We start from the raw sequence: 21184 nt of genomic DNA on the forward strand, positions 1-21184 counted from the left end.
GCAACCGTCGGCCTCCACGCGATTAGCGCTCACTGGTGCGCCAGCGGGCCACTGGCCCACCGATCCGTCAATACCCCGAGTGCCCCCAACGCCACGGCAGCGGCACTGGACGTGCGCAGCACCGTCGGCCCCAGACGCACCGCAGCGGCACCCGCCTCGACCAAAACTCCCAGCTCCTCGTCCGCTACGCCGCCCTCGGGACCCACGATCAGCACCACCGATGGCGCCGACGAGAGCCGCTCACCCAGGGCGCTCAGCCCGGAATCCGCCGATTCATGCAGCACCAGTACGACGGCCCCGTTCGCGGTCCGCGCACGCACCACATCGGCCAGCTGCGCCGTCGAGTGCAGATCGGGCACCGTTGGCACAAAGGCCCGACGGGATTGTCGCGACGCCGCGCGCGCCACCGCCTCCCAGCGTCGCCGGCCCTTGGCCGCCTTGTCCCGGTCGTTCTGCGCGTCCCAGCGCGATACACACCGCTGCGCCTGCCACGGGATGATCTCGTCGGCTCCCGCCTCTACCGCCAGGTCGACCGCCAGCTCGGAGCGATCCGATTTGGGGAGTGCCTGCACCACAGTCACTTTGGGGCTCGGCGCATCGATGCTCCAGCGTCCGGTCACCTCGATCGTCAGGCCTGCGCGATCGGCGGAAGCAACGACACCGTCACCGACCTCGCCGGCACCGTCGCACACCATGACGGACTCACCGGCCCGCATGCGCAGCACCCGCGTGGCGTGATGGCCCTCATCCCCGTCGAGCACCACCGATTCACCGGCTGCGGGAACGCGATCGACGTAGAAGATCGTGGCGGCCGCCATCGATTAGCGACCCGTGAAGGCCTCGCGCAGCCGCGAGAACACGCCGCCGGACGCGGACTCGGCCCATACGACCTCGGAGCCCTCCTTGTTGCGGGCCCTGAAGTCCTTCAACAGCTCGCGTTCCTTGGAGTCCAGCCGCGTGGGAACCACCACGTCGAGGTGGGCGTGCAGGTTGCCCCGCACACCGGTACGCAGGTGCGGCATGCCCTTGCCGCGCATTGTCACCACCGAACCCGGCTGTGAGCCCGGCTCGATCTTGACGACGGTTTCTCCGTCGATGATGGCCTCGACCGAGACGCTGGTGCCCAGCGCCGCCTCGACCATCGGTACGCGCACCGTGAAGTGCAGGTCATCCCCGTCACGGATGAACACGTCATGCGGCTTCTCGTGCACCTCGACGTACAGGTCACCGGCCGGTCCACCACCGGGACCGACCTCACCCTGAGCCGCCAGCCGCACCCGCATCCCGTCGCCGACACCGGCCGGGATCTTGACGGTGATGTCACGACGCGCACGCACCCGGCCGTCGCCACCGCACTTGTGACAGGGGTCGGTGATGACCTCTCCGGCGCCTTGGCACGTCGGGCAGGGGCGTGATGTCAACACCTGGCCGAGCAGCGAACGCTGCACTGTCTGCACCTCGCCACGACCACCACAGGTCTCACAGGCGCTGGGCGCCGAGTTGCCGTGGGTGCCCTTGCCGGCGCATCCATCACACAGAATCGCGGTATCAACAGTCACCTGCTTGCTGACGCCGGTCGCGCATTCCAGCAGGTCCAGACGCATCCGCAGCAGTGAGTCGGACCCGGGTTGCACGCGGCCACGCGGACCCCGCGATCCGCCCGCCGATCCGCCGAAGAATGCTTCGAAGACATCACCCAGGCCGCCGAAGCCCGAACCGAAGCCGCCGAACCCGTTGCCTCCGCCGCCGTTCTCCAGCGGGTCGCCGCCGAGGTCGACAATGCGCCGCTTCTCCGGGTCGGTCAGCACCTCGTAGGCGACGCTGACCTCTTTGAAGCGCGCCTGCGCCTGCTCGTCGGGGTTGATGTCGGGGTGCAGCTCGCGGGCGAGCTTGCGGTACGCCCGCTTGAGCTCGCTGTCGCTGGCACCCTTGCTGACCCCGAGGATGCCGTAGTAATCACGCGCCACTGTGTTGATCTCGTTCCGTTGCTATCTGTCTAGTTCACATGCTGCTAGCGGTTGGCTAGCACTTCGCCGATATACATGGCAACCGCCGCGACGTTCGCGATGGTTCCCGGGTAGTCCATCCGTGTGGGCCCCAGCACACCCATACCGCCGAATACCGCTCCGCCCGCACCATACGGGGTGGAGACGACGGAGGTGCCAATCATCTGCTCAGCGGCGGTTTCGTGACCGATGTGCACGGTGACGCGACCGGCCTCCTGCTGCGCGGCGAGCAAGCGCAGCACCACAACCTGCTCCTCCAGCGCCTCCAGAACGGTACGCAGCTGGCCGCCGAAGTCCGCCGCGTTGCGCGTCAGGTTGGCGGTGCCGCCCAGCAGCAGACGTTCCTCATGATGCTCGACGAGCGTCTCGACCAGGACAGTCGCCGCACGCGTGAGCGGATCACGCAGGTCGTCATCGGACTGATCCGCGAGCTCCGCGACGGCCACCGAGGCCGCCGACAGCTTCTTGCCGTCCAACGCCGCGCCCAGCAGCACTCGGAGCCTGCTCAGCTGGTCATCGCGGATGACATCGCCCAGCTCGACGATGCGTTGATCGACCCGCCCGGAGTCGGTGATGACCACCAAGAGCAGCCGGGCCGGGCTCAGCGACACCACTTCCAGGTGGCGCACGCTGGACGAGGACAGTGTGGGGTACTGCACGACGGCGACCTGACGGGTCATCTGCGCCAGCAGCCGCACGGCCCGGCGCAGCACGTCATCGAGGTCGACGCCGCCCTCCAGGAAGTTCAGGATGGCCTTGCGCTCGGCGCCCGAAAGCGGTTTGACGTCCTCGAGCCGGTTGACGAATTCGCGGTAACCCTTTTCCGTCGGGACACGCCCCGAGCTGGTGTGGGGCTGGGCGATGTAGCCCTCGGCCTCCAGGACGGCCATATCGTTGCGGACGGTGGCGCTGGACACCCCGAGGCTGTGCCTGTCGACCAGGGCCTTGGAGCCAATCGGCTCCTTGGTGGTGACGTAGTCGGCGACGATGGCGCGCAGCACCTCAAAGCGTCGGTCATCGGCAGTGGCCATGGTCACCTCCCTCGCACGTGATTTTGCCCTTATTTTACGGGGCCAGGCCGCCCCGGCCCGCTGCCATGGCTGTTCACGCTAACCTCAGGTGTTATGACGGCCGAGACGGTGGATCTGATTCGGACAGATTTGCAGTGATATTCAAAGGCGTCCGGGAGGGAAAGCCCTACCCGGAACATGGGCTATCGACCAGGGACTGGTCACGCATCCCACCCCGGCAGATTCGTCTCGATGAACTCGTCACCACCACCACGGTGCTCGCATTGGACCGTCTACTCAGCGAGGATTCCACTTTCTACGGGGACCTGTTCCCGCATGCCGTGAAATGGCAGGGCGTCATCTATCTGGAAGACGGCCTGCACCGCGCCGTCCGGGCCGCGCTACGCAATCGGGTCGTGCTGCACGCCAGGGTTTTCGACATGGATCAGCTGCGGCCGGTCTAGGCGGCGCTCAATCCAGGATGGTGCGGACCACACCGTCGGCAAGTAGCCGCCCCTGATCGGTGAGCACCAGCCGATCGTCCACCAGCCCGGCCAGCCCGCGGTCAACCACCGCGGGGACGCGCCCGCGTTCTTCGAGAGTCAAGTCCGCCAACGCAATTCCGGTATTGAGCCGCACCGCCAACAGCACGTCCTCGGTATGCCGTTCGACGGGGCTGAGGATTTCGTGCCCGCCGACGGGCAGCCGCCCCTCCCCCAGCTGTTTCGCATAAGCGTTGGGGTGCTTGACATTCCACCACCGCACACCGTTGACGTGTCCGTGTGCACCCGGCCCGGCACCCCACCAGTCACCGCCCGCCCAGTACCCGAGATTGTGCCGGCACTGCCCGCCGGGTCGCGCCCAGTTGGATACCTCGTACCAACCCAGTCCCGCCTCCGACAACGCGGCGTCCAGCAGCTGATACCGGTCGGCCAGTGCGTCCTCGTCGGGATTGGGCAGTTCACCGCGGCGTACCCGCCGCGCGAGGGCGGTGCCCTCCTCGACGACCAGTGCGTACGCCGACACGTGATCGACCCCGGCCTCGAGCACGGCCGCGATGGACCTACGCAGGTCGTCGTCGGTCTCGCCGGGGGTGCCGTAGATGAGGTCGAGGTTGACGTGCCCGAGACCTGCCTCACGCGCTTCCTGCGCGGCCGCCACTGCCCGTCCGGGCGCATGCACCCGATCCAGCGTCGCCAGCACATGCGGGGCCGCCGACTGCATGCCCAATGAGACGCGGGTGTACCCGGCGGCGCGGATCGTCTCGAAGAAGGCGGGTGAGGTGGATTCGGGATTGGCCTCCGTGGTGACCTCCGCCCCGGGCGCCAGCGTGAAGTGGGCGCCAATCGCAGCAAGCACCTCGGCCAGCCCGGCACCACCCAGCAAGGACGGCGTGCCGCCACCGACGAACACCGTCTGCACCGGCGGGTTGCCGGCCAGGGTTTGCGCGGCCAATCCGAGCTCGGCGCGCAATGCCTCCAGCCAGCCCGCGGGCGAGGTCCCGTCGCCCAGCTCGTCGGCGGTGTAGGTGTTGAAATCGCAGTATCCGCAGCGTGTGGCACAGAACGGCACATGCACGTAGATCCCGAACGGACGCCCTGCCGCCGGCACCAGGGGCGGCAGGGTGGCAATCGCTTCGGGCCTCACCCGTCAAGTGTGTGCCAGGCGCGACGGGAGAAAAAATCAATGTGCGCGGTGGCGGGAATCCCCCACACCGATTGGAGGTTTTGCTCACAATGAGCGGAATTACTGCCCGGTGGCGTGGGGTCCGGGCTGTGCATGGCACAATTGGCATCGTGAGCACACATCAGGTCCCACTTGTCGCGCGGCGGCATATCGACCTGAAGCGTGTCTGTAGCGCGTGTTGTCTCCCTTACTGACGTAGTCCTGCCCCGTCTGCCACCCGAACGGTCGTGAGGATCTGCGCCTCCGGTCAGCCCCCGGTGTGTCGCCCACGACTGTGCCTGCCTTCGTTAGGAGCACCATGACAACCAGCGAGACCCGCCCGGCTCGCCCCAAGCAACAGCGCAGTGAAGGGCAATGGGCCCTTGGTGAGCTCGAGCCGCTGAACCCCAATGAGCAGGCCAAGAAGGACGACCACCCACTCAACGTGCGCGAGCGCATCGAAACCATCTACGCCAAGCAGGGTTTCGAGAGTATCGACAAGACCGACCTGCGCGGCCGGTTCCGCTGGTGGGGCCTCTACACGCAGCGCAAGCCCGGATACGACGGCAGCTGGACCGGTGACGAGAACACCGACATGCTCGAGGACGAGCACTTCATGCTGCGGGTCCGTTCCGACGGCGGTGCGTTGACCGTCAACGCTCTGCGCACCCTGGGTGACCTGTCGACCAAGTACGCCCGGGATACCGCCGATCTCTCCGATCGGGAAAACGTCCAGTACCACTGGATCAGGGTTGAGGACATGCCGGAAATCTGGCGCCGCCTGGACGAGGTGGGTCTGCACACCACCCAGGCATGCGGCGACTGCCCGCGTGTGATCCTCGGGTCCCCGTTGGCCGGCGAATCCCTCGACGAGGTGCTGGACCCGACGCCTGCCATCGACGAGATCGTGCGGCGCTACATCGGGAAGAAGGATTACGCGAACCTTCCCCGGAAGTTCAAGACCGCCATTTCCGGGTTGCAGGACGTCGTGCACGAGATCAACGACGTCGCGTTCATCGGCGTCGTCCACCCCGAGCACGGCCCCGGCCTGGACGTGTGGGTGGGTGGCGGTCTGTCGACCAACCCCATGCTGGCCCAACGCCTGGGCGTGTGGGTGCCCCTGGACGAAGTTCCCGACGTCTGGGAAGGCGTCGTCAGCATCTTCCGTGACTACGGCTACCGGCGGTTGCGCGCCAAGGCCCGGTTGAAGTTCTTGGTCAAGGACTGGGGCGTCGAGAAATTCCGCGAAGTTCTCGAGACCGAGTACCTCAAGCGCAAGCTGATCGACGGGCCCGCACTGGTGCCGCCGCCGCATCCCATCGACCACGTGGGAGTGCAGCGTCTCAAGAACGGGCTCAACGCCGTCGGCGTCTCCCCCATTGCGGGCCGGGTATCGGGAACGATCCTGTCGGCTGTCGCCGACCTCGCCGAGAAGGCCGGATCGGACCGCGTTCGGTTCACGCCGTACCAGAAGCTGATCATCCTCGACGTACCTGACGACAAGATCGGCGAGCTCACCGAGGGACTCGACGCGCTCGGGCTGCCCTCACGCCCGTCGCACTGGCGCAAGAACCTGATGGCCTGCACCGGTATCGAGTTCTGCAAGCTCTCGTTCACCGAAACCCGCAAGCGCGCACAGGATCTGGTACCGGAACTGGACAAGCGGCTGGACGATTTGAACGCGCAGATCGACACCCCGGTGACCATCAACATCAACGGCTGCCCGAACTCCTGCGCCCGATCGCAGGTCGCCGACATCGGCTTCAAGGGTCAGATGGTTGACGACGGAGACGGGAACAGCGTCGAAGGCTTCCAGGTACACCTCGGCGGAAGCCTGGGCCTCGACAGTGGATTTGGCCGGAAGCTGCGTCAGCACAAGGTCACCAGCACCGAGCTTGGCGACTACATCGACCGGGTGGTGCGCAACTTCGTCAGCCAACGCACGGACGGAGAGCGCTTCGCGCAGTGGGCCGTTCGCGCTGAGGAGGCGGACTTGCGATGAGCACGGAGACAACCAGCAAGGATCTCGACGCACTTCGCGCGCTCGCCGAGCGGGGTGCCGCCGAATTGCAGGATGCCTCCGCCGAGGAACTGCTGCGGTGGACCGACGAGAACTTCGGGAGCGACCCGCACACCTACGTTGTCGCCTCCAACATGCAGGACGCGGTGCTGGTTGACCTTGCCGCACAGGTGCGTCCGGGCGTCGACGTGCTGTTCTTGGACACCGGGTATCACTTCGCCGAGACGATCGGCACCCGCGATGCGGTGGAGTCGGTGTACGACATCCACGTGGTCAACGTGGCCCCCGAGCAGACAGTGGCGCAGCAGGACGAGCTGGTGGGCAAGGACCTGTTCGCCAGCGATCCCGCCGAATGCTGCCGGCTGCGCAAGGTGGTACCGCTACGCAAGTCGCTCGCCGGATACTCGGCCTGGGTGACGGGGCTGCGCCGCGTCGATGCGCCGACCCGCGCCAACGCACCGTTGATCAGCTTCGACGAGGCATTCGGGCTGGTCAAGATCAACGCGATCGCGGCATGGACCGACGAAGACATGCAGAAGTACATCGACGAACACGGAACCCTGGTGAATCCGCTTGTGGACGAGGGATATCCGTCGATCGGCTGTGCGCCGTGCACGGCCAAACCGGTTCTCGGCGGCGACGCACGCAGCGGACGCTGGCAGGGCCTCTCCAAGACAGAATGCGGGTTGCACGCCTCATGACGACTCAAATCGGAACGGAAGCTGCGTTGAATCAGACAGAGACACTTACCGATCTGGAATCCGAGTCGATTCACATCATCCGCGAAGTGGCCGGCGAGTTCGAGCGCCCGGTGCTGCTGTTCTCCGGCGGCAAGGACTCGACGGTGCTGCTGCACACCGCGCTCAAGGCCTTTTGGCCCGCACCGCTGCCCTTCGCGCTGCTGCATGTCGACACCGGGCACAACCTCCCCGAGGTGCTGGCCTTCCGCGACGAGATCGTGGAACGCCACAACCTGCGCCTGGTGGTCGCGAACGTCGAGGACTACCTGGCCGACGGCCGTCTGACCGAGCGGCCCGACGGAATCCGCAATCCGCTGCAGACCATTCCGCTGCTGGAAGCCATCACCGACAACAAGTTCGACGCGGTGTTGGGCGGCGGGCGCCGCGATGAGGAGCGCTCGCGCGCCAAAGAGCGAATCTTCAGCCTGCGCAATGCGTTCGGCCAGTGGGATCCCAAGAAACAGCGCCCCGAGTTGTGGAGCCTGTACAACGGTCGGCATGCCCCGGGCGAGCATGTCCGGGTGTTCCCTATCAGCAACTGGACCGAGCTGGATGTCTGGCGCTACATCGCGCGGGAGAACGTTCAGCTGGCCAGCCTGTACTACGCGCATGAGCGCGAGGTGTTCAACCGCGACGGAATGCTGCTGACGCCCGGTCCGTGGGGCGGCCCGCGCGACGGCGAAGAGCTGCAAACACTTTCGGTGCGCTACCGCACCGTGGGCGACGGCTCGACCACCGGCGCCGTGCTCTCGGACGCCATCGATGTGCAGGCGGTGCTTGCCGAGGTGGCTTCCTCACGGATCACCGAACGCGGCGCGACCCGCGGCGACGACCGAGTATCCGAGGCGGCCATGGAAGACCGCAAGCGAGAGGGCTATTTCTGATCATGAGCGATCTTCTGCGCATTGCCACCGCAGGCAGTGTCGATGACGGTAAGTCCACCCTGGTGGGCCGGCTGCTGTACGACACCAAGTCGGTGCTCATCGACCAATTCGATGCCGTCACAAAGGCTTCCGAGTCACGTGGACTCGACGCTCCCGACCTGTCGCTGTTGGTTGACGGGCTGCGGGCCGAACGCGAGCAGGGCATCACCATCGACGTGGCGTACCGCTACTTCGCCACCCCCAAGCGGTCGTTCATCCTCGCTGACACTCCCGGGCACGTGCAGTACACCCGAAACACGGTGTCCGGCGCCTCTACCGCGCAGCTGGTGATCCTGCTGGTTGATGCGCGCAAGGGTGTCATCGAGCAGACCCGTCGCCACGCGGCGGTGCTGGCGCTGCTGGGTGTGCCGCGGTTGGTGCTGGCGGTCAACAAGATCGACCTGGTGCCTGACAGCGCCCGGATCTTCGAGGCCATCAGCGCGGAATTCAACGAGCTGACCAGCTCGCTGGGCTGGAAGCCCGAGAACGTCGTCGAGATCCCGGTCTCCGCGCTGCACGGCGACAACATCGCCACCCGCAGCGAGCGGACCGGTTTCTACAGCGGACCCACCCTCATCGAGCACCTGGAATCGATTCCGGCGCATGAGGAGTCCAGCACGGTCGGGCTGCGTTTCCCGGTTCAGTACGTGATCCGCCCACGCACCGCCGAGTATCCCGATTACCGCGGGTACGCCGGCCAGGTGGCCGCGGGCACGGTGCGGGTGGGTGACGAGGTGGTGATCTCCCCCGCCGGGCAGCGCACCACGGTCGCGGGCATCGACACCGCGGACGGTCCCCTTGAGGTGGCCGAGGCGGGCCGCAGCGTCACCTTGATCCTCGCCGACGACGTGGATGCCTCGCGTGGCGATCTGATCGCATCAACCGATGTGCCAGATCCGGTTTCGGAGATTGATGGCACGGTGTGCTGGCTGGCCGACAAGCCGTTGAAGGCCGGCGCGCGCCTGCTACTCAAGCACGGCACTCGCACGGTTCCCGCGATCATCGGCGAGCTGGTGGAGCGCTTCGACGAGCAGAATCTGTCTGCCGATGCCCAGCCGGAGTCGTTGGAGCTCAACGATATCGGTCAGATCAGCATTCGCCTGGCCGAGGCGATCAGCGTCGATGAATACGCTGACGACCGGACAGCGGGAAGCTTCCTGCTGATCGACCCGTCGAGCGGTAACACGTTGGCGGCAGGGCTGGTCGGCGACGCCCTGCGCGCCGTCGAACTGAATCGTGCGTAATCCGACGCTTATCGCCGTCGCGCACGGGAGCCGCGACCCGCGGTTCGCGGAGAATGCGCGCCGATTGGTTGGCCGGGTCCGGTCGCTGCGGCCGGATCTGGACGTGCGGCTGGCGTTCCTCGAGCTGTCCGACCCGAATCTCGGCGACGTGCTGGGCCAGCTGAGCGGCGATGCGGTTGTGGTGCCGCTGCTGCTGTCGGACGCGTATCACGCGCGGATCGACCTGCCGACGGTGCTGTCCTCGGCGCCCCCGGGACTGCGGGTGACACAGGCTGCCGTGCTCGGTGCGGACCGCCGGCTGCTGCAGCTGGCTCGGCGCCGGGTGATCGAGCTCGGTATCGACAACCCCGGCGTGATTCTCACCGCTGTCGGCTCCTCGGATTCCACGGCCAATGCGCGCACACGCGCCCTGGCCGCGCAATGGACGCTCTCGACAACGGTGTTTGCCACCGGCGCCTCGACGAGCCTTGCCGACGCAGCCGACGCACTACGAGCCCGCGGCGCGACGGAAATCGTTGTGGCACCGTGGTTTCTCTCCCCTGGCCTGCTCCTGGACCGGGTGCGGGCGGAAGCCGCGCAACTGAATACCTCGGTGGCGGCTCCGCTTGGCCCCGATCGGCTGGTCGCCGAGGTGGTGGTCGAGCGCTACTCCGCGGCGGTCTTGGCACCGGTCCCGGTAACGCACTAGTGAACTCTCCGCAAGATCCCGGCGCCCCCTCTTCAATGCATTGTTATATGCGCATGTTCGCTATAGCGTTAGGCACATGACCAGCACCGAACACGAAACCCACAGCCACCCCGATCATGTTCACGGCCCCGACTGCGGTCACGAGGCAGTCGCTCACGAGGATCACGTGGATTACGTCCATGACGGGCACCGCCACGCTCCGCACGGCGATCACTACGACGAGCACTAGAGTCCGATAACACATGGCCCCCGGAGAACCGGGGGCCATTTTCTTTGCCACGTGCGTTTCAGGAGCATTCTTCGTCGTGCCCGGCTACGAGCGACAACAATGCCTCTTCGCGCTGCAACATTCGATGCTCGGTGCCACGCGGAATGCCACCGGGGCCATAACTCCCCTGGCCGTAATGGATCACCCGGCCTCGGCGCACCTCCCAGCGCAGGGCATCAGATATCGCCTTCGATGTCCGTCCGCTGGTGTCGAACCCTCTGTGGTCCAGCATCTGCGCCAGTTCTGACACGGTCCGCGCACCAAACCTGTGCAGGTACAACGTCAGCAGATACCGCAGCTCGATACCGTGCACCCGTTTCTTTCCCGCCATCACCGCACGATGACACGTGCCACCGACAGAGTCACCTGTGTCGCTCGTAGCCGGGCACTTGCAGGTGTACTTCGAAAGCGCGGAGAACGTCCTAGGACGCGACCTCAGCCAACTCACCCAAGTCGGGAACCCGTGTCACCCGGACATACACGTGATCACCCTCGTGCAGTCCGAGCGCCTCGGCATCACCACGGGTGATCTGGGCGGTGAACTGCTCGCCGGTCGCGGCGCTGGTCAATTCCACCCGCACCTCGAAGCCGAGATGCACGACGCGGTCCACCGTCGCCTTGGTGACACCGGTGGTCTCCCCGGTGCCCTCCGCGGCAGCCCGAGACAGATCGGCATTGCGTCCCACACGAATATCGTGTGGGCGCACCAGGATTCCGTTCAGTTTGGCCACCGGGCCCAGGAACGACATCACGAAGCTGTTCGCCGGACGGTCGTACAAGTCGTCGGGAGAACCGACCTGCTCGATGCGGCCCTTGTTGAGCACCGCGATCCGGTCGGCGACATCCAGTGCCTCGGCCTGGTCATGCGTCACCAGTACCGTCGTGACGTGCACCTCCTCGTGGAGCCTGCGCAGCCAGGCCCGCAGGTCCTCACGCACCTTGGCATCGAGCGCGCCGAACGGCTCGTCCAGGAGCAGCACCTCGGGGTCGACGGCCAGCGCGCGGGCCAGCGCCATGCGCTGACGTTGGCCGCCGGAGAGCTGATTGGGGTAGCGGGTCTGAAAACCGCTCAGTCCCACCACTTCCAGCAGATTGTCGACCTTCTCCTTGATCTCCGCCTTGGGCTTCTTGCGAATCTTGAGGCCGAATCCGACATTCTCGCGCACAGTCAGGTGCTTGAAGGCCGCGTAATGCTGGAACACGAATCCGATTCCGCGCCGCTGTGGCGGGACGCCGGTGACATCGCGGCCGTTGATGGTGATCGTGCCGGTGTCGGGCTGATCCAGGCCGGCGATCGCACGCAACAACGTCGACTTGCCCGAGCCGCTGGGCCCCAGCAGCGCGGTCAGCGAGCCCGACGGCACCTCGAAGTCGATGTTGTCCAGCGCGGCGAAGTCGCCGTAATGCTTGTTCGCGCCGCGAACGGTGATCGCGTCAGTCATTTTGTGGCTCCTTGCTATTCACTATTGGCTTTTGCTCGTCGCGCATCGATGACCACCTGGACCACCAGGACGATCACCGCAACAGCCATCAGCAGCGCCGAGACGGCATAGGCGCCGTATTCGGCGCCACGGTCATGACGGTCGGATACGAGCAGGGTCAGGGTCTGCGAGGTGCCCGGCAGGTTCGACGACACCATGATCACCGCGCCGTACTCACCCAACGTACGGGCGATCGTCAGCACGATGCCGTAGGTCAAACCCCACCGGATGGACGGCAAGGTGATGCGCCAGAACGTCTGCCATGCCGTGGCTCCCAGCGTCGCGGCGGCCTCTTCCTGCTCTGTCCCCAGTTCGTGCAGCACGGGTTCGACTTCCCGGATGACGAACGGGATCGTGACGAAAATACTGGCGAGCACGATGCCCGGGAACCCGAAGATGATCTTGAGGCCGAAATCGTGCTCGACGAACCCGAACACGCCCGCCGACCCCCACAGCAGGATCAGCGCGACACCCACCACCACGGGCGAGACCGCGAACGGGAGGTCGATGATCGACTGCAGCACGGCTTTGCCGCGGAACCTGTTCCGCGCCAGCACCAATGCGGTGGGGATGCCGAAGATCACGTTCAGCGGCACCACAATGGCCACCACCAACAGCGATAGCTGCAAGGCCGAGATGGCGGCCGGTGTGGAGATCGATTCGAAGAACGCTCCGATGCCCGGCTCGAAGGTGCGCCACAGAATGAGACCCACGGGGACGATCACCAGGATGCCGACATACAGCAGTGCCACGTATCGGACCAGGTAACGAACGACCGGCGACGGGGTCACGGTGCCAGCTCCTCTCGCTTGGCCGCACGCGATCCGATGGTGCGCAGGATGAACAACACGACGAACGAAATGATCAGCAGAACGATCGAGATGGCCGCGGCACCGGTCCGGTCGTCATTCTCGATGAGCGTCCTGATCCATTGCGAGGACACCTCCGTCTCGCCGGGCACCGCCCCGCCGATCAACACCACGGAGCCGTATTCACCGATGGCGCGCGAAAAGGCCAGTCCCGCACCCGATAACAGTGACGGGAGCAGCGCGGGCAGGACCACCGCCCGGAAGATCGTCCAGTTGTCGGCCCCCAGCGACGCGGCGGCCTCCTCGACGGATTGATCGAGTTCGAGCAGGACCGGCTGCACGGAGCGCACCACGAAGGGCAAGGTGACGAACAGCAGCGCGATGCCGATACCCCACCTCGTGTGCTGAATGTGGATGCCTACCGGGCTGCCCGGGCCGTAGAGCGCGAGCATCACCAGGCTCGCCACGATCGTCGGCAAGGCGAAGGGCAGGTCGATGACGGCATCCACCAGCCGCTTGCCGGGAAAATCGTCGCGAGTCAGCACCCAGGCCACCAACAGCCCGAAGAACAGGTTGACCACCGCCACCCCGAACGACACTCCCAGCGTGACCTGGAATGAGCTGATCGCGGCATTGGAGGTGACCGCATCCCAGAACGCGGTCCACCCACCGCCGGCCGACTGCCAGATAATCGCGGCCAGCGGCAGCAGCACGATGATGCTGAGCCAGATGGACGCCGCACCGATACGCAGCGAGGTGCTGCCGTATCGGCGCGTCAACAGGCCGCCCGATCGCCCGGCGCCGACCTCGCGGTCGGGCCGGGCGGCCGATTTCGGCTCGGAGGCCGGTTCCGTCGACTGTTCCGTTGACGTTGTCATCCAGTGGCCTTCTTGTAGATCTTGGTGATGCTGCCGTTGTCCTTATCGAACAATGCCGGATCGACGGTCTTCCAGCCACCCAGTTCGGCGATGGTCCATAGCTTCTCCGGTGTGGGGAAATCCTTGGCGAAGTCTGCCGTAACGGCCGGATCGACGGGGCGGAAACCTGCCTCGGCCCATAGCTTCTGCGCCGCCGGCGTGTACAGGAAGTTCTTCAGGGCGGTCACCTTGTCCAGGTGGGCACTGTTCTTCACGACGGCAACGGGATTCTCGATCTTGAACGTCTGCGGCGGGTTGACGTGCTCGACGGGCTTGCCCTGACGTTCGACGTTGATGGCCTCGTTCTCGTAGCTGATCAGCACGTCACCGCTGCCCTGCAGGAACACATCGGTGGCCTCACGCCCGGAACCGGGGCGCTGCTTGATGTGCTCGCCGACGAGCTTGCTGATGTAGTCGATACCCGCCTGCTCGTCACGGCCGCCGTCGCTCTTGGCCGCATACGGCGCCAGCAGGTTCCACTTGGCCGAGCCCGAGCTCAACGGGCTGGGGGTGATCACCGAGATGCCGGGCTGCAGCAGATCGTCCCAGTCCTTGATGTTCTTGGGATTGCCCTTGCGCACCACGAGCGAGACCACCGATCCGAACGGAACCCCCTTGGTGGCATCGGCATTCCAGTCCTCGGAAACCTTGCCCGCCTTGACCAGACGGCTCACGTCGGGTTCCACCGAGAAGTTCACGATGTCGGCGGGCTTGCCATCCACCACGGCGCGGGACTGGTCCCCGGACGCCCCATAGGAAGTCGTCACCGCGACGCCCTTGCCCTCGGGAGTACTCGCGAAGGCGGGAATGATCTTCTGCCAACCCGGCTCCGGCACGGCGTAGGCAACCAGCGTCAGCGTGGTGTCCGCGTTCGAGTGTGAGTCGCCTCCGGCGACATCGCTGGCTCCCCCACCGCAGGCGGCGAGAACTGTTGCCGCTGTGGCAAGAACTCCGATGTGGCGCCACCGGCGGGCGCCGACCGTCTTCGCGACGTTGATCAAGGGGGAGAACATGGGATGCCTTTCGTGGGATAGCGATTACCTGGACGGATATCTCATGAAATCCCGTAACGACAGAAAGGTAGCGAAACAGCCAGTGGGCTTCGAACTAGCCGCTACCGACACCAAACCGCGAACGGGATGGGTTTAGCGACAACAGTGAACGTCTGCGACCGCGCATGTACCGACCGCAATGAGCGCCAGAATGTGGCGCACACGGTTACCCGGGGCTGCGGAATGCATGAGCGGAAGCGTAGCAGAGGCCCTTGATGCGGTCTTTACGGTCGAACCGGCAGGTAGAAGCACTATTACATCAACAGACAGTGACTACCGGCTCAACAGCCAGGCGACGATCACCAGAAGCGCCAGCGCAACCAGCGCCAACGTCACCCGGGACTGCGGCATGCCATTCATGAAAGCTCCCCCGGGCTGACCACGGCTATCGAATTTTCGATGCGATGCCGGCGCGTCGCCTGGTAGAACCGGCCGACCCGATTCACCAGGCTGAGCAGCATAAATAGGATCCTGTCACCGGCCACGGCCATGACATAGGCCAGTGACAGCACTACCGGCATCACGATGATCGTTTGAAGAATGAAGCCGCGCCCACTCAGCCACAGCTCGACACCATCCCACCAACTCAGGAGGCCGATCACGCTGTCGCTGTTCACGCGGGCCAGTTTAGGCGGACCACACCGCCGTCCTGTCGGCGCAGGGCAGACTGGACCCCGATGACCCGCCTGCGCACGACATGCCTATTGCTGGCGCTCGCACTGTTCACACTGTTCAGCGGTACCAGCGTCGCGGCGGCCGACTCCGCGACCGCAGGTGCCGACGTGCAGGTCGCCCAGAGCCTCGGTCAACGTGAACTGACCGTCGTGGCCCGTCGCGTCACCGGCATTCCCGGCCCGCTGCACGTCGACATCATCACTCACCAAGGCAGCGCCGGGGGGCCGCTCCGGCTGCAGCTCGTGCCCACCGGCGCCGGCACCGAAGCATTTGACCCCGCACCGGGTGTCCCCACGTCGACGGCGATCGTGGCCCTCGGCGAGAAACCCGGCCCGTACAGCGCGACCCTCGATGTTGACCACACCGGTCCGGCCGACCTCACCATCAGCGACGGCGTGCACACTGCCCGCATTCCGCTGGTCCTGATGGGTCAGGCGATGTCACCACCCGAACGCGTGGCCTATCTCGGCCTGGCCGCCACCGGGCTGCTGCTGGTGGTCTCGCTGGTGGTGGCCACCCGGGTACGTCGCGGAGTGTGGATCGCAGTGCCCGTCACCGCCACGGTGACGGCCCTCGCGGTTGCCATCACCGGCGCGGTGCTGTCTGCGTCGGCACCGCCCCCGCCCGAGCCGGGCCTGCAACGGGACCCGACCGTCGACAACACCGCCAACCCCTACCGACTCGACCGCCCCGCGGTCACCGACTATTCGCGGCCGTCGGCAATGCTCATGGCCGAACAGTCCGAGTTGGATTCGGGACGCGCCACGGACATCAATTTCTCACTGATCGACACCGCCACCGGGCTCGTCGCCGACGATCTGGTGATCCACGACAGCGCATTGATTCACCTCCTGGTCGTGGCCCCGGACGGACGGCTATCCCATCTGCATCCGATAAGGGTTGCGCCCGGCCGCTATTCGGTGCCCAAGTCCGCGGCGGTGGCAGGGCGATACGCGGTCTCGGCCGAGTTCGTGCGGCGCGGCGGCGGAGTCCAGACGGTGCGCCTGCCCGGCGGACTCACCGCCGGTACCGGGAAACCCGCCGCACCCGTACCGTTCGACGGGCCGGGCATGCGCATGATCGACGGGCTGCACGTGCACGTGAACGCGACTGGACTGCGCGCGGGCCGGCCGACGACACTGTCCGCGACCATCGGATCCGACCCGGTGCTGCAGCCGTGGCTGGGCATGCTCGGCCACCTGGTGATCGCCGGCCCGATTCCGCACGACACCCCCGCGGGCGGCCTCGGCATGGCGGTGCAGGACTCAGCGGTGTGGGCACACGCTCATTCCATGGGCGGGCACGGTGACACCGATATGCTAGGCATGCCGGGCATGAATCATGGTTCCAACAGCACTGTCACGCAAGATGATTCGATGCTGCCCATGGTAGGCGTGCCACCACTCAACGGTGATAGTCCGCCCGACGAGACCGTCGCCGCCTTCGGACCCGATGTGCCGTTCACCTTCACGTTCCCCAAGCCCGGCCGGTACCTCGCCTGGATTCAGGCACAGCGCGACTATCGGGTGCTGACGATCCCGGTACGACTGGACATCTCATGACCCGTCGCGTGTGGGCGGGACTGGCCCTGATCGTTGCCGCGGTGCTGACGTTGACCTGGATCGCCTGGCCCAGCCCACCCAAGGCCGTCACCCTGTACTCGGGTACCGAGCACTACTCGGTCACGATGACGGTGGACAGCCCGCGCGTTGGCATGACCGCGCTGGAAATCGCCGTCGAAGAGAGGGAGGATCACGACCTCCCCGAATCCGAATCGGTGACAGTCGAATTGGTCATGCCACTGATGGGCCACGCCATGCCCGCGCTGCGGGAGGTCGTATCGGGCCGTACCAAGTTCGATCAGGTGATGTTGTCGATGGCGGGCCCGTGGGAGGTAGTCGTGACCATCACGCCGCCGTCGGGTGATCCCGATGAGCGCGCGACGATGCCACTATGGGTGAGTGGAGGGTAGGTGGAGGTTGAGATGAGCCCCGAGACAGACGTGGCGCGTTCCGGCGCGGAACAACGGCCGCGGATCGCGAGCGCCGTCATCGAGAAGTACGCGCCGCTGGGGGCGTATGGGGTGCTGCTGGGCAGTCTGGTGGGGGCGACCGGCACCACTTGGGACGTCCAGTGGCACAACGATGTGGGCCCCGATACGTTCTTTACCCTGCCGCACCTGTTCTTGTATTCGGGCAGTGCCATCAGTGGAATCGCCAGCCTGGCCATGATTTTGATGGTCACCGGCGCCCAACGCGCGGGCGAAGCGGTACCGCGCTGGGTGGGAGGTGTCCCCATCCGCGTGTTCGGCGGCAGGTTCACCGCTCCCCTGGGCTTCCTCCTGTCCGGCTGTGGGGCCGCGTCGTTCCTGCTGTACGGACTGCTGGATCTGTGGTGGCACACGGTGTATGGGTTCGACGCGATCTTGGCCTCACCGCCGCACTTCGCGCTGTTTGTCTCCGGGACCGTCACCGATTTGGGCAGCGTCGTCACATTCGCCGCGGCACGCCGATTCCGCTGGGGAACAGTCGGTTTGATGGCGCAATCCTCACTGGTCGCGGCGATGACGGCGGTGCCGTTCAGCGCGCTGTTCCTCTTCAAATTCGACTTCAACCCGATCTCACTGGGATCGGCATTCATCGTTCCGTTGGTCCTGCTGATCGTCGCGGGTGTCGTGCGTTCTCCGGTGGCGCCGTTCGGCGTGGCGCTCATCATGGGCGCTATCCAGGCTGTCTTCTGGTGGTTCTCGCCCTGGGCCGCACGCGAATACGCCGCCGCGGTAGGGCTGCCGCTGCGCGACGACCTGTGGGGTGGAGCCCCCGCGATACCGGCGATGATGCCGACCTTTCTCGTGGTTTTCGCCGCCCTGGCCGCGGGGCTGCTGCACCTCGCCAAGGATCGCGCATGGCAGCGGCGACCGATGACCCTCATCGGCGCAATCCTCGGCTCGGTTGCGGGCATGGGATATGTGCTGCAGGGGGCGCTGCTGTACCGACAAGGGACCGAAACGATCAGCAGTTACATCACCGTCGGTCTGATCGGCCTGGTGTTGGGTGCGCTCGCGGGGTTCCTGGCGCAGCGCATCGCACTCATGCTGCGGGTGCCCGGAAACGACGCCGAACCGGCGGAGGCCACAGCGTGAGACGTCTGCGAATCCTGTTGGCCTTCCTGGCTGTCGTCGGCCTGTCCCTCACCATCAGCGCTCCCGCCAACGCCTACGCGCCTGTCAACGTGGTACACACCGAACAGGTCGCCGCCGGCCCCTACGCACTGACGATCGGCTTCTCGACCTGGCCGTTGCGCGCCATGCAATCGCTCGACTTCACCTTCATTCCCTCCGACGGGATCGCCGGGAAGTCCGGCACGCTCACCGTAGTCCCGCCCGACGGGCGCACGTGGCCCACCGAGCCCCTGGCCCGCCATCCGCGCAAACGCGAGGTCTGGGGACTGGATATCAAGGCGCTGCAAGAGGAAGGTCATTTCCAGTTCGTCTTCGATATAGACGGACCGCGAGGACCGGGGAAGGGCACACTCAACCTCGACGTGCTGCCCCAGCCGGGGCCGCCGTTGGCACTAAGTTGGACGATCTCGTTGATCCCGCTGTTCGCGTTGGTCGGGGTTCTGATCGTGGCGTGGAGGAGGACCCGTGACCAAACCTGAGCAGCCACAGAGCACCACCTGCGCCATCGCAGGCGGTGGACCCGCCGGAATGATGCTGGCGCTGCTGCTGGCGCGAGCCGGCGTCGACGTCACCGTTCTGGAGAAACACCCCGATTTCCTGCGGGACTTCCGCGGCGACACCGTGCACGCGAGCACCCTGAATCTGATCGACGAGTTGGGGCTAGGTCCCAACTTCGCGGCCATGCCGCACAACCTGGTGGAGCAGGTCACGGTAGATCTGGGCGAACAGACATTCCGGTTGGGTGACCTGAATCGGCTTCCCGGACCGCACAAGCACATCGCCATGGCACCTCAGTGGGACTTCCTGGAAATGCTGGCCAGCGCCGCGGAGACCGAGCCCACCTTCCATCTGTGGCGTAGCACAGAGGTCACCGGCCTGCTCCGCTCCGGCGACCGCATAGCCGGAGTCGAATATCGCACCGCCACAAGCGAAACCGGCCAGCTCAGGGCCGATCTCACGGTTGCCTGCGATGGGCGCGGCTCGGTGTTGCGCGCGGCGGCGGGAATGCGCCCACGGCAGTTCGGGGTTCCGATCGACGTCTGGTGGTTCCGCCTGCCCAAGCATCCCGACGATCCGCAGGGACCGCGCGCACGGGTGGGCACCAACCGATTCATGGTGATGCTCGATCGGGGCGACTACTTCCAGTGCGGATATCTCATCGGCAAGGGCACCGACTCGCAGATGCGCAGCGGCGACGTGCAGGTGTTGCGCGACCGGATCGCCGAAATGGTGCCGCGGCTGGCCGACCGGACCAACGCCATCGCCAGCTGGGATGACGTGAAACTGCTTGACGTGCAGCTCAATAGGCTCCGCAAGTGGTACCGCGACGGCCTGCTGTTCATCGGTGACGCCGCACACGCCATGTCTCCGGTCGGCGGGGTCGGCATCAATCTCGCGATCGCTGACGCGGTCGCCACCGCACGCATCTTGGCCGAGCCGCTGCGCACGGGCACGCTCACGACCGCCGATCTTCGTAAGGTTCAGATCCGCCGGTGGGGACCGACCGCACTGATCCAGCGAATCCAGCGAGCCGTGCACCGACGGGTGTTCTCGGCGGTGGACTCGACCACCACCGTCACCCCGAGCACCAAGATCGCGTCGGTGCTGTCCATCGCCACCAAGTACCCATGGCTGCAAGCAATTCCGGCCTATGGGGTGGCGATCGGGCCACTGCCCGAGCACGCACCCGATTTCGCCCGCCGCTCCCCTACTGGCTGAGGATCGGCACCATCGCGGGTGCCACCTGGTCGCGAATCTTCTCCCACGGCACGGTGACCGGCACATAGTCTCCGGCGACGTGCGGAACGGAGATGTAGAACGTCAATCCCTTGGGTGCCGGAACCCACTGCAGGAACTGCTCGGACTTCATGTCTCCTGCCGCCTTGATGCGATCAGGGGGACCAAGTTCCTGGGCCAGCTTCCGCAGCTTTTCCCGGCCAGCCTCCTGGTCGGAAAAGACGTCACCGAACATGATCGGTTGCGCCGTATCGGTATTGATGGTGATGGTCGCCACCATATGGCTGGGATATGGACCACCACTAGACCCCAGGAACACCGCCACCCCCGACAACACATGGGGACCGATGAATGAGACCCGGCTCGATTCCTGTGCCTGTAGCTGTCCGTCACCGATGGTCGCCGGCTTGGTGAGTTTGGGATCGTCCCGCACCCGCACCGCATCGTTCAGTGCCGTACGCATGCCTTCGTTGAAGCGGTCCCGAGCGGCCGCCTTATCTCCGGAGACTTGAGGCAGTTTGACCTTGCACTCGACATTCCCCTTTTTACCGCTCACCTCATCCAGCATCGGGGTGAAGCCGAATGCCGGCTTCGCGGTAGGCGGTGCCGCCGCCGGGGTAAGCGCCACAACCGGTTTCGATGGCGGTGGGCTGGTGGATGGCGGCGTTTCCGAGGTCTGTGCGGGTTGCGGCGGAGGCTGGAGGCAACCGGCGACGACGCCGCACGTCAACACCAACATCGACACAAGACCACGCTTCACGAACAGGA

25 protein-coding genes are annotated in these 21184 nt (G+C 65.8%); 13 read left to right on the forward strand and 12 right to left on the reverse strand.

Annotated features, from left to right (window positions below; translation table 11 throughout):
• Positions 1 to 29: 29 nt before the first annotated feature.
• The 3 genes from BKG76_RS01810 to hrcA are packed head-to-tail and all read right to left on the reverse strand — an operon-like array spanning position 30 to position 3037.
• A complete protein-coding gene (locus BKG76_RS01810; RefSeq protein ID WP_070935442.1) occupies positions 30 to 818 on the reverse strand; it encodes a 16S rRNA (uracil(1498)-N(3))-methyltransferase in 789 nt (262 codons plus the stop codon).
• A gap of 3 nt (positions 819 to 821) precedes the next feature.
• On the reverse strand, positions 822 to 1967 hold the full coding sequence (gene dnaJ / locus BKG76_RS01815; RefSeq protein WP_070935444.1) for a molecular chaperone DnaJ: 1146 nt from the start codon (positions 1965 to 1967) through the stop codon (positions 822 to 824).
• 44 nt (positions 1968 to 2011) lie between these two features.
• Complete coding sequence (gene hrcA / locus BKG76_RS01820; protein WP_070935446.1) at positions 2012 to 3037, reverse strand: heat-inducible transcriptional repressor HrcA; 1026 nt, start codon at positions 3035 to 3037, stop codon at positions 2012 to 2014.
• Between the two features lie 134 nt (positions 3038 to 3171).
• Between hrcA and BKG76_RS01825 the strand changes: the two genes are divergently transcribed.
• Positions 3172 to 3480 (forward strand): type II toxin-antitoxin system VapB family antitoxin, encoded by a 309-nt coding sequence (locus BKG76_RS01825; RefSeq protein WP_070935448.1) that lies wholly within the window; start codon positions 3172 to 3174, stop codon positions 3478 to 3480.
• 7 nt (positions 3481 to 3487) lie between these two features.
• Here BKG76_RS01825 and hemW read toward each other — a convergent pair whose 3' ends face one another.
• Positions 3488 to 4663, reverse strand: a complete 1176-nt coding sequence (hemW, locus tag BKG76_RS01830; RefSeq protein ID WP_070935450.1) for a radical SAM family heme chaperone HemW — start codon at positions 4661 to 4663, stop codon at positions 3488 to 3490.
• Positions 4664 to 4752: 89 nt separating this feature from the next.
• Between hemW and BKG76_RS25500 the strand changes: the two genes are divergently transcribed.
• The 7 genes from BKG76_RS25500 (at position 4753) to BKG76_RS24175 (ending at position 10525) form a co-directional block, all read left to right on the forward strand.
• Positions 4753 to 4896 (forward strand): Ms4527A family Cys-rich leader peptide, encoded by a 144-nt coding sequence (locus BKG76_RS25500; RefSeq protein ID WP_407937633.1) that lies wholly within the window; start codon positions 4753 to 4755, stop codon positions 4894 to 4896.
• A 104-nt stretch (positions 4897 to 5000) separates the two neighbouring features.
• Complete coding sequence (locus BKG76_RS01835; RefSeq protein WP_070935452.1) at positions 5001 to 6683, forward strand: nitrite/sulfite reductase; 1683 nt, start codon at positions 5001 to 5003, stop codon at positions 6681 to 6683.
• The gene (locus tag BKG76_RS01840) at positions 6680 to 7402 is read left to right on the forward strand and encodes a phosphoadenylyl-sulfate reductase (RefSeq protein WP_070935455.1); all 723 of its coding nucleotides are present in this window, start codon (positions 6680 to 6682) and stop codon (positions 7400 to 7402) included. Before BKG76_RS01835 ends, BKG76_RS01840 begins: the two co-directional genes overlap by 4 nt.
• The gene (gene cysD / locus BKG76_RS01845) at positions 7399 to 8325 is read left to right on the forward strand and encodes a sulfate adenylyltransferase subunit CysD (protein ID WP_070935457.1); all 927 of its coding nucleotides are present in this window, start codon (positions 7399 to 7401) and stop codon (positions 8323 to 8325) included. Before BKG76_RS01840 ends, cysD begins: the two co-directional genes overlap by 4 nt.
• Before the next feature lie 2 nt (positions 8326 to 8327).
• Entirely contained in the window at positions 8328 to 9608 is a 1281-nt protein-coding gene (locus BKG76_RS01850) for a sulfate adenylyltransferase subunit 1 (protein ID WP_070935459.1), read from the forward strand.
• Positions 9601 to 10296, forward strand: a complete 696-nt coding sequence (locus tag BKG76_RS01855; protein ID WP_070935461.1) for a sirohydrochlorin chelatase — start codon at positions 9601 to 9603, stop codon at positions 10294 to 10296. Before BKG76_RS01850 ends, BKG76_RS01855 begins: the two co-directional genes overlap by 8 nt.
• 76 nt (positions 10297 to 10372) lie before the next feature.
• Positions 10373 to 10525: a zinc transporter permease gene (locus tag BKG76_RS24175; protein ID WP_078278419.1), complete on the forward strand. Its 153-nt coding sequence runs from the start codon at positions 10373 to 10375 to the stop codon at positions 10523 to 10525.
• Positions 10526 to 10583: 58 nt separating this feature from the next.
• On the opposite strand, the gene BKG76_RS01865 is transcribed toward BKG76_RS24175, so the two are convergent.
• The 7 genes from BKG76_RS01865 to BKG76_RS01890 all read right to left on the reverse strand — a co-directional run bounded on the left by BKG76_RS01865 (position 10584) and on the right by BKG76_RS01890 (position 15440).
• Positions 10584 to 10895 carry a hypothetical protein gene (locus BKG76_RS01865; protein ID WP_070935465.1) on the reverse strand — a complete coding sequence of 104 codons (312 nt, stop codon included), beginning with the start codon at positions 10893 to 10895 and terminating at the stop codon, positions 10584 to 10586.
• Between the two features lie 91 nt (positions 10896 to 10986).
• Positions 10987 to 12006: a sulfate/molybdate ABC transporter ATP-binding protein gene (locus BKG76_RS01870; RefSeq protein ID WP_070935467.1), complete on the reverse strand. Its 1020-nt coding sequence runs from the start codon at positions 12004 to 12006 to the stop codon at positions 10987 to 10989.
• 14 nt (positions 12007 to 12020) lie between these two features.
• Complete coding sequence (gene cysW, locus BKG76_RS01875; RefSeq protein WP_070935469.1) at positions 12021 to 12836, reverse strand: sulfate ABC transporter permease subunit CysW; 816 nt, start codon at positions 12834 to 12836, stop codon at positions 12021 to 12023.
• A complete protein-coding gene (gene cysT, locus BKG76_RS01880; RefSeq protein WP_083337881.1) occupies positions 12833 to 13732 on the reverse strand; it encodes a sulfate ABC transporter permease subunit CysT in 900 nt (299 codons plus the stop codon). Before cysT ends, cysW begins: the two co-directional genes overlap by 4 nt.
• Positions 13729 to 14784 carry a sulfate ABC transporter substrate-binding protein gene (locus BKG76_RS01885; protein ID WP_109420522.1) on the reverse strand — a complete coding sequence of 352 codons (1056 nt, stop codon included), beginning with the start codon at positions 14782 to 14784 and terminating at the stop codon, positions 13729 to 13731. Before BKG76_RS01885 ends, cysT begins: the two co-directional genes overlap by 4 nt.
• A gap of 132 nt (positions 14785 to 14916) precedes the next feature.
• Positions 14917 to 15012 carry an Ms4533A family Cys-rich leader peptide gene (locus BKG76_RS25505; RefSeq protein WP_407661639.1) on the reverse strand — a complete coding sequence of 32 codons (96 nt, stop codon included), beginning with the start codon at positions 15010 to 15012 and terminating at the stop codon, positions 14917 to 14919.
• 167 nt (positions 15013 to 15179) lie between these two features.
• The gene (locus tag BKG76_RS01890) at positions 15180 to 15440 is read right to left on the reverse strand and encodes a hypothetical protein (RefSeq protein WP_070935471.1); all 261 of its coding nucleotides are present in this window, start codon (positions 15438 to 15440) and stop codon (positions 15180 to 15182) included.
• A 60-nt stretch (positions 15441 to 15500) separates the two neighbouring features.
• Here BKG76_RS01890 and BKG76_RS01895 point away from each other — a divergent pair, with 60 nt between their 5' ends.
• Genes BKG76_RS01895 through BKG76_RS01915 form a run of 5 tightly spaced genes read left to right on the forward strand, consistent with a single transcriptional unit; the run spans position 15501 to position 20398 of the window.
• Positions 15501 to 17060 carry a hypothetical protein gene (locus BKG76_RS01895; RefSeq protein WP_070935473.1) on the forward strand — a complete coding sequence of 520 codons (1560 nt, stop codon included), beginning with the start codon at positions 15501 to 15503 and terminating at the stop codon, positions 17058 to 17060.
• A complete protein-coding gene (locus BKG76_RS01900; protein ID WP_070935475.1) occupies positions 17057 to 17470 on the forward strand; it encodes a hypothetical protein in 414 nt (137 codons plus the stop codon). Before BKG76_RS01895 ends, BKG76_RS01900 begins: the two co-directional genes overlap by 4 nt.
• A gap of 12 nt (positions 17471 to 17482) precedes the next feature.
• A complete protein-coding gene (locus tag BKG76_RS01905; protein ID WP_070936795.1) occupies positions 17483 to 18640 on the forward strand; it encodes a hypothetical protein in 1158 nt (385 codons plus the stop codon).
• On the forward strand, positions 18637 to 19158 hold the full coding sequence (locus BKG76_RS01910; protein ID WP_109420523.1) for a hypothetical protein: 522 nt from the start codon (positions 18637 to 18639) through the stop codon (positions 19156 to 19158). Before BKG76_RS01905 ends, BKG76_RS01910 begins: the two co-directional genes overlap by 4 nt.
• A complete protein-coding gene (locus tag BKG76_RS01915; RefSeq protein ID WP_070935477.1) occupies positions 19145 to 20398 on the forward strand; it encodes an FAD-dependent oxidoreductase in 1254 nt (417 codons plus the stop codon). Before BKG76_RS01910 ends, BKG76_RS01915 begins: the two co-directional genes overlap by 14 nt.
• Here the strand turns inward: BKG76_RS01915 and BKG76_RS01920 are convergent.
• Positions 20388 to 21176 carry a hypothetical protein gene (locus BKG76_RS01920; RefSeq protein WP_070936794.1) on the reverse strand — a complete coding sequence of 263 codons (789 nt, stop codon included), beginning with the start codon at positions 21174 to 21176 and terminating at the stop codon, positions 20388 to 20390. The genes BKG76_RS01915 and BKG76_RS01920 overlap by 11 nt on opposite strands.
• Between the last annotated feature and the right edge of the window lie 8 nt (positions 21177 to 21184).

It is taken from the genome of Mycobacteroides franklinii (assembly GCF_001853795.1).
In the GTDB taxonomy this organism is placed as follows: Bacteria; Actinomycetota; Actinomycetes; order Mycobacteriales; family Mycobacteriaceae; genus Mycobacterium; species Mycobacterium franklinii.

Excerpts from the sequence above, each read along its gene's own strand:
- BKG76_RS01905 (WP_070936795.1), top strand. The coding sequence starts at position 17,483 with ATGAGCCCCGAGACAGACGTGGCGCGTTCCGGCGCGGAACAACGGCCG.
- BKG76_RS01850 (WP_070935459.1), top strand. The coding sequence starts at position 8,328 with ATGAGCGATCTTCTGCGCATTGCCACCGCAGGCAGTGTCGATGACGGT.
- BKG76_RS01895 (WP_070935473.1), top strand. The coding sequence starts at position 15,501 with ATGACCCGCCTGCGCACGACATGCCTATTGCTGGCGCTCGCACTGTTC.
- cysD (WP_070935457.1), top strand. The coding sequence starts at position 7,399 with ATGACGACTCAAATCGGAACGGAAGCTGCGTTGAATCAGACAGAGACA.
- BKG76_RS01870 (WP_070935467.1), bottom strand. The coding sequence starts at position 12,006 with ATGACTGACGCGATCACCGTTCGCGGCGCGAACAAGCATTACGGCGAC.
- hrcA (WP_070935446.1), bottom strand. The coding sequence starts at position 3,037 with ATGGCCACTGCCGATGACCGACGCTTTGAGGTGCTGCGCGCCATCGTC.
- BKG76_RS25505 (WP_407661639.1), bottom strand. The coding sequence starts at position 15,012 with ATGCATTCCGCAGCCCCGGGTAACCGTGTGCGCCACATTCTGGCGCTC.
- BKG76_RS01835 (WP_070935452.1), top strand. The coding sequence starts at position 5,001 with ATGACAACCAGCGAGACCCGCCCGGCTCGCCCCAAGCAACAGCGCAGT.
- BKG76_RS01810 (WP_070935442.1), bottom strand. The coding sequence starts at position 818 with ATGGCGGCCGCCACGATCTTCTACGTCGATCGCGTTCCCGCAGCCGGT.
- cysT (WP_083337881.1), bottom strand. The coding sequence starts at position 13,732 with ATGACAACGTCAACGGAACAGTCGACGGAACCGGCCTCCGAGCCGAAA.
- BKG76_RS01865 (WP_070935465.1), bottom strand. The coding sequence starts at position 10,895 with ATGGCGGGAAAGAAACGGGTGCACGGTATCGAGCTGCGGTATCTGCTG.
- BKG76_RS25500 (WP_407937633.1), top strand. The coding sequence starts at position 4,753 with ATGAGCGGAATTACTGCCCGGTGGCGTGGGGTCCGGGCTGTGCATGGC.
- BKG76_RS01885 (WP_109420522.1), bottom strand. The coding sequence starts at position 14,784 with ATGTTCTCCCCCTTGATCAACGTCGCGAAGACGGTCGGCGCCCGCCGG.
- BKG76_RS24175 (WP_078278419.1), top strand. The coding sequence starts at position 10,373 with ATGACCAGCACCGAACACGAAACCCACAGCCACCCCGATCATGTTCAC.
- BKG76_RS01840 (WP_070935455.1), top strand. The coding sequence starts at position 6,680 with ATGAGCACGGAGACAACCAGCAAGGATCTCGACGCACTTCGCGCGCTC.
- BKG76_RS01900 (WP_070935475.1), top strand. The coding sequence starts at position 17,057 with ATGACCCGTCGCGTGTGGGCGGGACTGGCCCTGATCGTTGCCGCGGTG.